General features: G+C 61.6%; 11 protein-coding genes. 4 read left to right on the forward strand and 7 right to left on the reverse strand.

Going from position 1 to position 11,523, the window contains the following annotated elements; translation table 11 throughout:
- Nucleotides 1–27: 27 nt before the first annotated feature.
- The 7 genes from ACQ4MY_RS24480 to ACQ4MY_RS24510 form a co-directional block, all read right to left on the reverse strand.
- The gene (locus ACQ4MY_RS24480; protein WP_177323302.1) at nucleotides 28–294 is read right to left on the reverse strand and encodes a hypothetical protein; all 267 of its coding nucleotides are present in this window, start codon (nucleotides 292–294) and stop codon (nucleotides 28–30) included.
- A gap of 20 nt (nucleotides 295–314) precedes the next feature.
- Entirely contained in the window at nucleotides 315–899 is a 585-nt protein-coding gene (locus ACQ4MY_RS24485) for a hypothetical protein (RefSeq protein WP_440096739.1), read from the reverse strand.
- On the reverse strand, nucleotides 896–1,477 hold the full coding sequence (locus tag ACQ4MY_RS24490; RefSeq protein ID WP_440096782.1) for an RNA polymerase sigma factor: 582 nt from the start codon (nucleotides 1,475–1,477) through the stop codon (nucleotides 896–898). Before ACQ4MY_RS24490 ends, ACQ4MY_RS24485 begins: the two co-directional genes overlap by 4 nt.
- Before the next feature lie 29 nt (nucleotides 1,478–1,506).
- Nucleotides 1,507–3,195 carry a vWA domain-containing protein gene (locus ACQ4MY_RS24495; protein WP_440096740.1) on the reverse strand — a complete coding sequence of 563 codons (1,689 nt, stop codon included), beginning with the start codon at nucleotides 3,193–3,195 and terminating at the stop codon, nucleotides 1,507–1,509.
- A gap of 98 nt (nucleotides 3,196–3,293) precedes the next feature.
- Nucleotides 3,294–4,628, reverse strand: a complete 1,335-nt coding sequence (locus ACQ4MY_RS24500; RefSeq protein WP_440096783.1) for an OprD family outer membrane porin — start codon at nucleotides 4,626–4,628, stop codon at nucleotides 3,294–3,296.
- 98 nt (nucleotides 4,629–4,726) lie between these two features.
- On the reverse strand, nucleotides 4,727–6,121 hold the full coding sequence (locus ACQ4MY_RS24505; protein WP_440096741.1) for an amidase: 1,395 nt from the start codon (nucleotides 6,119–6,121) through the stop codon (nucleotides 4,727–4,729).
- 50 nt (nucleotides 6,122–6,171) lie between these two features.
- Nucleotides 6,172–7,485, reverse strand: coding sequence for an MFS transporter (locus tag ACQ4MY_RS24510; protein WP_440096742.1), 1,314 nt, complete (start codon nucleotides 7,483–7,485; stop codon nucleotides 6,172–6,174).
- A 239-nt stretch (nucleotides 7,486–7,724) separates the two neighbouring features.
- Here ACQ4MY_RS24510 and ACQ4MY_RS24515 point away from each other — a divergent pair, with 239 nt between their 5' ends.
- From ACQ4MY_RS24515 to ACQ4MY_RS24530, 4 genes are all read left to right on the forward strand, one after another.
- Nucleotides 7,725–8,654 (forward strand): asparagine synthetase A, encoded by a 930-nt coding sequence (locus ACQ4MY_RS24515; protein WP_158830298.1) that lies wholly within the window; start codon nucleotides 7,725–7,727, stop codon nucleotides 8,652–8,654.
- 65 nt (nucleotides 8,655–8,719) lie between these two features.
- Complete coding sequence (locus ACQ4MY_RS24520; RefSeq protein WP_440096743.1) at nucleotides 8,720–9,793, forward strand: LLM class flavin-dependent oxidoreductase; 1,074 nt, start codon at nucleotides 8,720–8,722, stop codon at nucleotides 9,791–9,793.
- On the forward strand, nucleotides 9,786–11,030 hold the full coding sequence (locus ACQ4MY_RS24525) for an MFS transporter (protein ID WP_440096744.1): 1,245 nt from the start codon (nucleotides 9,786–9,788) through the stop codon (nucleotides 11,028–11,030). Before ACQ4MY_RS24520 ends, ACQ4MY_RS24525 begins: the two co-directional genes overlap by 8 nt.
- On the forward strand, nucleotides 11,027–11,482 hold the full coding sequence (locus tag ACQ4MY_RS24530) for a cobalamin B12-binding domain-containing protein (protein WP_440096745.1): 456 nt from the start codon (nucleotides 11,027–11,029) through the stop codon (nucleotides 11,480–11,482). The genes ACQ4MY_RS24525 and ACQ4MY_RS24530 overlap by 4 nt, the downstream gene beginning before the upstream one ends.
- Nucleotides 11,483–11,523 lie beyond the last annotated feature (41 nt).

Here is an 11,523-nt window from a genome sequence, read left to right on the forward strand (position 1 = left end):
GAACTGGAGCAACGCCTGAAGCTCGATTTACTCCGTCGTCCAGTCAAACTCATCATATTCATCGTCATCTTCTTCCCCCTCAACCTCCTCAAAAACCTCGTCTTCCTCAACGACATCTTCTTCCGGCTGGTTCAGCAGAAATTCCTTACGTGCTTCAGTAATCGCGCGGCGCATCTCTTCGCCCTTTTCCGGGCAGTTGAGGAGTTGGGCGATGCGGTCAATTTTCGATGCCACGTTGTCCTCCAGCGTATTGGCAATGGCCCGATAGTGCGCGTTTTTGCGGGGCAATGCCAAATGGCTGAGGGTTCAGGGGGTCATTTTTTCTGCAACTGCTCGAGTCGCGCGTCGAGGTCGGCGTTCGGGTAGCGTTTGTGCAGGTTGTTGAACAGGCTGTCGGCCGCTTGCGACTGGCCGGATTCGCGCAGGCGCAGGACTTCGCGCAATTGTGCGTCGAGGCCATTGGCCGGTGCGGCGGCGCGCTTGCTCAGTTTGGCTTCATCGGCGCTGATCGCCTGGCTTTGCATCGGCGCGGCCATTTCCGCCATGGGCGCAGGAGCGGACATGGCGCCAGCGGGAGCGCTCAAGGCTTCGGGCGCGTGTTTGCGCGCCAGTGGCGCCGGAGCTGGGGGAGCGTAGTCGAATTGCGGCTGCGGTTCGGGCGTGCGTTGCACCAGCGACAACATCAGCGCGACGCCGACCAGGCTGGCGAACGCGACTTGCCAGCGCGGCTGGCGGCAGGCGTCGAGCCAGCGTTGCCACAGGCCTGGCTTCGGCGTTGGAGTTTCGCCGCGTGCGGCATTGAGAATGTACGCATCGATATGCGCTGGCGGTTCAGCGTTGTGCTGTTCGCGCACATGTTTGATCAGCGGATCTTCGGGTGTCTGGCGGGCGTCAGTCATGTCAGTACCTCCTCGGCCAGCAGCCGACGCAGTTTTTGCTGGGCGTAGCGCAAGCGGCTTTTGACGGTTTCCAGCGGTGTGTCGGTGAGGCTGGCGATTTGTGCCAGGTCGAGGTCGCCGTGGGCGCGCAGCAGAAACACTTCGCGCTGGTCGGCCGGCAGGATTTGCAGGGCGCTGTCCAGGCGCTGGCTGTCGCGGCTGAGGCTGAGCAATTGTGCAGGATCGTTGGTGTCGTCGCTGACCGCGTGGGCCTGCTCGTCGTAACTGTCGTGCAGCGGTTGTTGGGCGCCATGCTTGCGCCAGTGATCGATCAGACGATTGCGGGCAATCTGGAACAACCACGTACGAAAAGTCGCCCTCCCTTGTGGCTGACTGCTGCTGCGAATCAGGCTCAACCAAGTCTCCTGAAAGACTTCGTCAGCGAGTTCGGCTTTGCCGCTCAAGCCGAGCAGAAACCGGTACAAACCCTGACGATGACGGGCGTACAAAATCTCGAACGCCGCGCCGTCGCCCTCGCGATAACGCGCCAGCAGCGCTTCATCGCTGCTGGCGGTTGGGCTGTCTGCCGAGGCAAACAACTGGCTGATGAAACCCTTCAGACGACTCACTATTCAATCCGTCGCTCAGTGGGCAACGCATTCGCGACGGTCGAGGCGCGCAAGCTCTGCGCCAGTTCCACCAGTTGCACGAACTCGTTACGCAAGCCAAAGCGATCATCGCCCCGCGCACCACGGGCCAGTGTTTCGGTGTCCTTCAGGGTGAAGTCGCCGGTGTAGCGGCCATCCTTGAGTTGCTGGGAAAACGCTGCGACCGACGCGGCAAAACGCAGATCTTCACTGGCGGTTACGACCTGATCGGAAATCGGCCGCTCGATCAGCAGACTTTTCCCACCTTCAGGCTGTTGATAACGCACACGCAGCATCGCCAATTCTCCGTTTTTGCCGGAAACAACCGGGGCTGATTTACCGTAGCGCAGCGGTTCCAGCCACCCTTTTTCGCCCGCCGGGACAATTTCGTACAGCGCGGTCACCGTGTGCCCTGCGCCGATCTCGCCGGCATCGACTTTGTCATTGCTGAAATCCTCACGCTTCAAGGCACGATTTTCGTAGCCGAGCAGGCGATATTCACTGACCTGCGCCGGGTTGAACTCCACCTGCAACTTGACGTTTTTCGCCACCACGGCGAGGGTCGAGCCGAGTTGATCGACCAACACTTTGCGTGCCTCACGCAGGTTGTCGATGTAGGCGTAGTTGCCATCGCCGGCATCGGCCAGTTGTTCCATCAAGTGTTCATTGTAGTTATCCACACCAAACCCCAGGGTGGTCAGCGAGATCCCGGTTTTGCGTTTATCCACAGCCATTTGCTTGAGGCTGTCGAAGTCGCTGACCCCGACGTTGAAATCACCGTCGGTGGCCAGCAGGATGCGGTTGATGCCCTTGGGGATAAAGGCTTGCTGGGCCATTTGATAAGCCAAGTCGATGCCGGAGGCCCCAGCGGTCGAGCCGCCGGCGGTCAATTGCTCGATGGCTGTACGAATTTTGGCTTTCTCGCGTCCGGAAGTTGGCTCCAGTACCACCCTCGACTCACCGGCATACACCACCAGCGACACGCGATCCTGATCGCGCAATTGATCAACCAGCAACTTCAGCGTGCTTTTGACCATCGGCAGCCCTTCGCGGCGATCCATCGAACCGGAGACGTCGACCAGAAACACCAGGTTGGCCGGGGCCAGTTGCGCCACGGCCTGGTCGGAGGCTTTGATGCCGATGCGCAGCAGGCGCGTGTGCGGGTTCCACGGTGACGCGGCCAGCTCAGTGGTCACGCCGAAGGGCGAGCCATCGCTGGGCAATGCGTAGTCGTAGGGAAAGTAATTGACCATTTCCTCCAGGCGCACCGCGCCTTCCGGCGGCAGTCGCCCTTGATTGAGCAAGCGGCGCACGTTGGCGTAGGCACCGGTGTCGACGTCGGCACTGAAGGTTGAAACCGGCGATTCGGCAACGCTGTGGATCGGGTTGTCGGCGAGGGTTTGATACTGCTCGCGCGACTCGTCGCGATAGCCCTGTGGATAACTGTCGGCGGCGGGCATCGCCGCGAAACTGGCGATCGGTGCCGGACGCGCCGAGCGCTTGGCCATCGAGCCTGCGGCCATGACCGCTTCGTGTTGAACCTGAGCTTCTTCAGGTTGCGCCGGTGCTGGCACGGCGGCCGACTCCGGATGCGAGGAAACGCCACAGCCACCGAGGGCCAGCAAAACACCGAACGCAACGGGGCGCAGGAAAGGCAGAGGAAGGGACATGGGGGCTGACCTCGGGATGAAATTGAGCATTCATCCACTGAGACGGCCAGCCCTTGCGGTTCGGGTTAACCCTGCTGAAAAAATTTTTCGCGGATTATTCAGAACAGATTGAACGGCACGTTCGCCACCAGCCGGAACTCGTCGTAGCTGCCGTCAATCTGCCCGCCACTGGCCCTATGGTTGTAGACAATACTGCGCAACACGGTGTTTTTCAGGCTGCCAGACTGCACGACGTAAGCGACCATCAAACCGTTTTCATTGTGTTTGGCGCCATCCAGCCCGCGCACGTTGTAGCCGGTGTTGTGGCCGTCGCGGTCGCCGCTGTAATGCGTGCCGTCGATGCCCCAGCCCTTGGCGTGCCAGAGGCTGGCGGTCAGGCCCGGCACGCCATAGCTGGCCAGATCGAGGTCGTAGCGCAACTGCCAGGATTTTTCGTTGGGGCCGTTGTAGTCCGAGTACAGCGAGTTGGCCATGTAGTTGCCCGTGGACTCCCACACATAGTCAAAGTATTCGTCGCCGAACACTTGTTGCCACGCTGCGGTCAGGCCATGGGCACCGTGGGCGGCCGTCACCGCCAGGCTGTAGGCGTCGTTGTCGATAAAACCCAGGCGCTGTTCGCCCTGATCGCGGGTGCGGTAATAGTTGAAACTGGTTTTCAGCGCCAGGTCTGCGCGATTGCCGACCAGGTGCGTCGCGCCCAGATAATATTGTTGCCACATGTCTTCGAAGCGCGAGCCGTAGGCGCTGAGTGTCAGCCCGGCCGGGGCTGTCGCCGTGCCGCCGGCGTAGCTGATACGCGAACCACTGTAGGCGCGATTACCGAACGTCGTGGTCAGCCGTTCGCTACCGCTGCCGGTGCGCGGGATGGCGCGTTCGAAGCTGCCGGCTTGCAGCGCCAGCCAGTCGAATTCGTTGCTGTTGACCGCAACGCCTTGAAAGGTCGACGGCAAGGCGCGGTTGTCCTTGTAGCGCAGGATCGGGTTTTCCGTGAGCATCCGGCCGGCCTTGAGCTCGGTGCTCGAAACGCGCAGCTTCAGATCCCCCACGCCCAGGCGACTCCAGGTCGGCACGGCGTCGCCATCACTGTCGACCAGCACACGATCACCACCGTTGGCCACTGCACCTTGGCCGCGCTCAAGCGTGACCGCGCTGAACAATGCCGCATCAATCCCTACGCCCAGCCAACCCTGGGTGTAGCCGGAGCTGTAATTGAGCATGCCGGTCTGCACCCAGGTGATGCGCTCGCGGGTCGGTTCGGCGACGCCGTTTTTCTTGATCACCAGGTGCGTGCTGCGCTGGGTGTGCTGATTGGAATAGTAGTGACGCAAGTTGAGGCTCAGGTGGCTGCCGTCCAGCAGCCCCGTGGCCTGATCCTGCGCAGTGACCGCTTCGGCGGCCCAGCCGGGCGGAACAACCGCCAGCATCGCGACCATCGCGCGAAGTGCATGTGATTTCATCGGAACGCCTGCAAAAAGAAGGTGCACCGCCGCAAGCGCCAGAGGCTCGTGCGGTGTACCACAACCATCGGGATTCAGCGGGGTGGTGCGGACGGCCAGTGTTTGATCGGGCCGCGCCAGTTTTCATAGGCCTTGGCGCACTTCAGCAACCACTGATCGGAGAATCGCGGGGCAATCATCTGCAAGCCGATCGGCATGCCCTCAGACGTGAAACCACAGTTGATCGACAGGGCCGGTTGCTCGCCCATGTTCCACGGCACCGTGAACACGATGTGCTCGAAAGGCTGGCGCGGATCGTTGCCCGGTGAAGGCCATTCGGCCGGGAAACTGCTGACCTGATTGGTCGGTGACAAGACCAGATCGAGATCCTCGAACACCGCCGCGCAGCGTCGGCGAATCTCGAACGTCTGGTTGAAACCTTCGACCGCTTGCACCGCGCTCATCTTCGCCGCCGGCGCCGCCCAATCCTCGATGTATGGCAAGACTTTGGCGCGTTGCTCCGTGCTCAGGGCTTGCAGTTGCGACAACTGCCGGGCCCGCCAGAAATCATCGAGGCCGTCGAGCAAACGGCGATCCATCACCGGCCCGATCAACTCCACGTGCGCACCATTGGCCTCGAACAGCCGTGCAGCCTGCCGTACCGCCTCACACACTTCGTTGTCGGGCTGGAAGCCGCAACCGGGGTCGAGCATCAAGCCGATTTTCAAGCCCTGCATCGACGGTGCCTGCAGGTTCCAGTCCAGCGCCTGCGCGGCGAGACTGGTCGCATCGCGAGCGTCCGGCTGCGCCAGATAACCCATCATCAAGGCGCAGTCATCCACCGTGCGGGTCATCGGCCCGGCACAGCGGCCGGTGTAATACGGGTCTATCGGAATTCGCCCCAGCGTTGGCTTGAACCCGACCAGGCCACACCAGCCCGCCGGCAGCCGTACCGATCCGCCGATGTCGGTACCGACATGCAGCGGGCCATAACCGGCTGCCGCCGCTGCTGCCGCACCGGAACTCGAACCGCCCGGGTTGCAGCGGATGTCCCAGGGGTTGCGTGTGATGCCATGAAAGCTCGACAGTCCCGACGACAGCATGCCGAAGTCCGGCACCGTGGTTTTGCCGAGGATGATTGCCCCGCTCTCGCGCATGCGGGCGGCCGGTGGCGCGTCTGCGGTTGCCGCCATCAGGCTGCTGGCGCGCGACCCTTGAGGAATGCAGTCGCCTTGGGTGGCGATCAGTTCCTTGAGGGTCACCGGCACACCATCGAGCCAGCCGCGCGGCGCGCCTTTGCTCCAGCGCTCGCTCGACGCCCGCGCCTGCTCGCGCACACGCTGTGGATTGAACGCATACAGCGCACCGATGCTCGGCTCCCACCGTTCGATGTGGGCCAGCAGGTGATCGTAATACTCCAGCGGAGACAACTCGCGACTGGCGAACAGGGCCAGCAGTTGGGTCGCCGGTAATTCGTGTAATTCCATCATCCAGTAGCCATCCGTGCCAAGTCCAAGGTGCGCACTCTGCATCGTTTGCCTCAACGCTCCGCGACCAGTGCCGACGCGGTCTGGGCAGGCTCACGCCCGCCAAACCAGGTCGCACAGCCGACACCCACCGCGCCCATCACCACGCAGTACGCCACGCACACCCAAGGGCTCCATGGCATCAACGCAATCAGCAGCAACGGCGTGGTACTCGCCCACAGGGCATAGGCAATGTTGTAGGTAAAGGAAATGCCCGACACGCGGATGTGCGCCGGAAACAGGCTGACCATCACTGATGGTATTGCGCCGACCACACCACAGCTCAAGCCCGCCAACGCGTATGCCAGCCCCAGCCAGTTGCCGCCGCTGATCAGGCAGCCATACAGCACGGCAATGCCCATCGGCAGCAGCACGCTGTACAGCTTGACCGTGCGCCAGGCGCCGATGCGGTCAACGATCAGGCCGGCAATCACGCAGCCGATGTTGAGAAAGACGATGCCCAAACTGCTCAGGCCAAAGGTATGGCTGGGGGTCATGCCAAAACTCTTTTGCATGACGGTCGGGGTGATCACCACCAACACCACCACGGCCGAGGTCAGTACACAGGTCAAAATGAACGCCGGCAGCAACATCCCGCGGTGTTCACGCAGCACGGTGCGCAACGGCAGTTCGGCATCGGCTTCACGGCGTGCCTGCAAGGCCATGAACACTGGCGTTTCGCTCAACCAGCGACGCAACCACACGCCGATCACTCCGAACAATCCGCCGAGCAGAAACGGCAGGCGCCAGGCGTAATCGAGGATTTCCGCCGGGGTAAACAGTTGCGCCAGCAGGGTCGCGGTCAGCGCCCCCAGCAAATAGCCGAAGGTCAGTCCGGCCTGGAGAAACCCCAAAGCGTAACCGCGATGCCCGGCAGGTGCATGCTCGGCGACGAACACCCAGGCACTCGGCACTTCACCCCCCACCGCAGCGCCTTGCAGCACGCGCAAGAGCAGCAACAACAGCGGGGCGAAATAACCGATGTGCTCGTAGGTCGGCATGATGCCGATCAGCAGGCACGGCAACGCCATCATCAAGATGCTCAGGCTGAACACGCGCTTGCGGCCCAACTGATCGGCGAAGTGCGCCATCAGGATCCCGCCCAGCGGCCGCGCCAGATAACCGGTGACGAAAATGCCGAAGCTTTGCAGCAGTCTCAGCCATTCCGGCATCTCTGGCGGAAAGAACAACTGGCTTAAGGTCAGGGCAAAAAACACGAAGATGATGAAGTCGTAGATTTCCAGCGCGCCACCGAGCGCAGCGAGGCCCAGGGTCTTGTAGTCAGACCTGGAAAACTGGTGGGGCCGCGAGCCATTTAGGGCAGTCATGGGCGAACTCTGAATAGACGAACTGGAGAGAGCGGCGCCGGCTGACAGGGTCTGTAGGAACCTGCCCACTGGTGCGCCACCCGATCAATTTCAGCAGCGCGATATCGTCCATGCAAAAGCGTCGTCGGACAACCAAACCCGAGCTCTGTGCTGCTTTTTAGTCGAAATCTGTACATTGAGTTTTCGTTCGATTAAACAATAATCAGGGCCTCCCTAACTCCCTGAATATCTGGCCAATCATGGAAGAAATTACCCGTAACTTCGTCGATTTTGCTAATCCAGACATAGAATCCATTGCCATCATCCGGGGCCGCGTCCTACAAGCTTTGCAGCAATATTTGCTGGAGCGCGACTTCAAACAGTTGATGCCGATCCTGATGTCGCCGATCACCGATCCACTGAACCACGCGGTGTATCCGGCCGAGATCCAGTACGAAGAACGACGCCTGAAACTGACGGCGAGCATGATCTTCCACAAGCAGTTGGCATTGACCGCCAAGGGTCACGAAAAGATCTTCATCGTGGCGCCGAACATTCGCCTGGAAAAAGCCGAGATCAAGGATTCCGAGAACCACTTGCTGGAGTTCTCGCAGTTCGATTTCGAGATCCGCGACGGCGACATGCACCAGGTCATGGCCCTGATCGAAGGCCTGATCAAGCACGTGTTCAGCGAAGTCAGCCAACACTGCGCCGCCGAACTGGCGCAGCTCGGCCGGCAACTGCCGCACTTCGCCACCGCCTTCCCGATCTACAGCTCCGACGCGTTGCGCGCCGAGCATGGTGACGACTTCGAGAAGATCATGTCGGCGCAAGCGCACACGCCGTTCTTCGTCACCAACTACCGCCGCGAATTCTACGATCGCGAAACCCCGGGCAAGCGCGGGACCTACAACAACTATGACCTGATCTATCCCGATGGCTACGGCGAAGCCCTGTCGGGCGCCGAGCGCGAATTCGAATACGAACAGATCGTCTACCGCATGAACGAACTGTCGATGGACCTTGAGCCGTTCGCCAACTACCTGGAAGTCGCCCGTCGCGGCTTGCTGCACCCAAGCGCCGGTGGCGGCCTGGGCATCGAACGTCTGCTCAAGTTCATCTGCGGCAAACGCCGCATCCGCGACGTCGCGCTGTTCGACCGCACCGTCGGTACCAGCTTCCTGTTCTGACCCGCACTGATTGCCCTCGCCTGCTCCCGCTCCGGCGGCGGCAGGCTGTGCCATGGAGAAACACAATGTCTGCACCACTGCGCATTCACTGGTGCTCACCGCTGGACAGCGGTCAGCAAAAGGCCTCGGAAAAATACAACACCGGCGCTCTCGATTTTGCCGGCATCGTCGACTTTGCCCAGGAAGCCGATGAGTTGGGCATCGACTCGCTGTTGATGGGCATCAGTTATCACATGCCCGATCCGCTGCCGATGATTGGCGCGCTGGTGCGTGAAACCGAGCGGGTCAAATTCATCCTCGCCTACCGTCCCGGCCTGGTGCCGCCGACGTTGTTCACGCAGATCGTCAACACGGTTTCGTGGATGTCCGACAAGCGCATTTCGCTCAACCTGGTGGCCGGCATTTCGCCGGACGAGCAAGCTTATTACGGCGACTTCGTGGCCCACGACGGACGCTATGAACGCACCGGCGAATTCCTCGACATCCTGCATCGGTTCTGGAACGGCGAATCGCCGCTGACCTATCACGGCGCGCACTACCGCATCGAAAAAGCCCAGTTGGGCCTGCCGTTCAAAGACGCTGAGCGCCCGCGTATTTACCTCAGTGGCGCTTCGGACATCGCCCAGCAGATCGCCATCCAACACAGCGATTGCTGGCTGCGTTACGGCGATACGCCTGAAGGTATTGCCGAGGCCAGCCGCACTGTTCTGGAATCGGGCTGCTCGGTCGGCATCCGCATGCACGTACTGGCTCGCGAAACCCGCGAAGAAGCGCTGGCGGCTGTCGAAAGCATGATGGAAAACCCTGACGAACAGCATCGTGAATGGGTCCGTGAATTTGTCGGACGCTGCGATTCGGAAGCGGTGAAAACCTCGTTCCGCCTGGCGGAGAAGGCACAGCACGACTGGTTATCGCCAATGCTCTGGTCGGGGGCGGTGGCGTATCGCGGCGGCCCGGCGCTGTGCGTGGTTGGCAGTTATCAGGAAGTCGCCGAGTACTTGTTCGAATACAAAAAGGTCGGCGTCAGCGAGTTCATTTTCTCCGGCTGGCCAACCCGCGACGAAATGCGCCGTTTCTGCAAGTACGTGCTGCCTTACCTGCGCGAACTGGAAACGATCTGGGATCGCGATCATGCCTGAGGCCCGCGCCGATGCCCGCCACAGCGCCATCCGCTGGTTTGGCGCCGGTCTGCTGTGCGCCTTGCTGGCGGAACAGACCGTGCTGTTTGCTGTGCCGCTGATGATTTATCAACTGACCGGCAACGTGCGCTATTCCGGCGTCGCGTTTGCCCTTGAATGGCTGCCGGCACTGATTGCCTATCCGTTTGCCGGGTTATTGGCCGACCGTTTTGGCGGCCGACTGCTGTTTCGCACGGCCAACACGGCGCGCGCGCTGAGCCTGGGCGTCACGCTGTGGATCTGCTGGTATCAGCCGCAGTGGATGATCTGGGCGTTGATCGGCAACGGCATCGTGCTTTCGGTGTTGATGGCGCCGGTGCGCATGGCGGTTGAAAAAAGCGTGCCACTGATCGCCGGTCCCGAGCGTCTCGCGCACTGTCAGTCGCTGGTGCAGAACATGGAATTGCTCGCGATGGCGCTCGGTCCGGCACTCGCCGCTGGCCTGGCGATGTACACCGACAAGCGCTGGCTGCTCGGCCTGGCGGCGGTGGCACTGTTTGCCGCGGCGCTGTTCTGGCGCGGACTGCCCACGGCGCGCGCGGCGGCCAGCGGCCCGAGCAGCGTGTTCAACGATCTGGCCCTCGGCTGGCGCCTGCTGCTCGGCAATCCACCGGTGCTGACCCTGGCCGGACTGAATTTCACCATTAACCTGGCCTTCGCCGCGGTGCTGAGCGCCAACGCGTTTGTCATCAGTGGGGTGTTCAGTGCCGCCGACGGTGTCTTTGGCCTGATGAACGCCGGGGCCGGCGCGCTCGGGCTGCTGAACTTCATTCTGGTGCCGCGTCTGCTGGCGCGCATGTCGATTTATCGACTCGGTGCGCTGGGTTTTGCCTTGCTGTGTCTGGGCCTGATCTGCATGGGCGTGGCCAACGGCGTGTTGCTGTATGCCCTGAGCTTTCTGCTGGCAATGGCCGGTTGTGCGTTGTTCAACGTGTTCAACCGTACGCAGCGCATCAAAGCGATCGACCGCGCCCACCTGGGCAAAGTCATGGGACCGTTTTACCTGGTCAACCTGCTGTCCTACCCGCTGGGCGGCCTGTTGACCGCCAGTGTCGGCCACGTCTACGGCGCGCAGGTGCTGATTCTGGTGCTGGCACTGGTGCTGACCATCCCCGGCACTTTGCTGTTCATCCTGACCACCCGGCGCTTTCAACTGGCCCTGGGTGGTCCGTCGCTCGCCATGGAGGCGTCTCAATGAAAGCCCTGCCGCACTGCGTGCTTGCCACGGTCGAGTCCGACTCGCACATGTGGAACCTGGTGTATTTGCAACTGTGGCTCGCCGAGCATGGTTTGAACGTGAAAAACCTTGGCAGCTGCACCCCGATCGACGCCGTACTCAATGCGCTCGAACAGCGCCGAACCCAACTGCTGGTGGTCAGCAGCGTCAATGGCCACGGCTACTCGCAAGGTCTGGAGCTGATTCGCCAGGTACGCCAGAAGCACCCGCACCTGCCCTGCGTGATCGGCGGCAAGTTGACCACCTCCGAGGATGAAACCCTGGCGGTTCGCCAACCGTTGATCGAGGCCGGCTACCACCAGGTGTTTGTCGGCCCCGACGCGATCGAATCCTTCAGCGGTTACCTGGCCACGCTGCATGCGCCAGCCGACGCCGAACCTGCACCCGCCGTTAGCGTGCCGTCCTGGGGCTGATCCCCACCACGGCTGACTTCGCTCAATCAAGGATATCCACG

It is taken from the genome of Pseudomonas sp. SM4 (assembly GCF_051913165.1).
Taxonomy (GTDB): domain Bacteria; phylum Pseudomonadota; class Gammaproteobacteria; order Pseudomonadales; family Pseudomonadaceae; genus Aquipseudomonas.

Excerpts from the sequence above, each read along its gene's own strand:
- ACQ4MY_RS24485 (WP_440096739.1), bottom strand. The coding sequence starts at position 899 with ATGACTGACGCCCGCCAGACACCCGAAGATCCGCTGATCAAACATGTG.
- ACQ4MY_RS24495 (WP_440096740.1), bottom strand. The coding sequence starts at position 3,195 with ATGTCCCTTCCTCTGCCTTTCCTGCGCCCCGTTGCGTTCGGTGTTTTG.
- ACQ4MY_RS24500 (WP_440096783.1), bottom strand. The coding sequence starts at position 4,628 with ATGGTCGCGATGCTGGCGGTTGTTCCGCCCGGCTGGGCCGCCGAAGCG.
- ACQ4MY_RS24505 (WP_440096741.1), bottom strand. The coding sequence starts at position 6,121 with ATGATGGAATTACACGAATTACCGGCGACCCAACTGCTGGCCCTGTTC.
- ACQ4MY_RS24510 (WP_440096742.1), bottom strand. The coding sequence starts at position 7,485 with ATGACTGCCCTAAATGGCTCGCGGCCCCACCAGTTTTCCAGGTCTGAC.
- ACQ4MY_RS24515 (WP_158830298.1), top strand. The coding sequence starts at position 7,725 with ATGGAAGAAATTACCCGTAACTTCGTCGATTTTGCTAATCCAGACATA.
- ACQ4MY_RS24520 (WP_440096743.1), top strand. The coding sequence starts at position 8,720 with ATGTCTGCACCACTGCGCATTCACTGGTGCTCACCGCTGGACAGCGGT.
- ACQ4MY_RS24525 (WP_440096744.1), top strand. The coding sequence starts at position 9,786 with ATGCCTGAGGCCCGCGCCGATGCCCGCCACAGCGCCATCCGCTGGTTT.
- ACQ4MY_RS24530 (WP_440096745.1), top strand. The coding sequence starts at position 11,027 with ATGAAAGCCCTGCCGCACTGCGTGCTTGCCACGGTCGAGTCCGACTCG.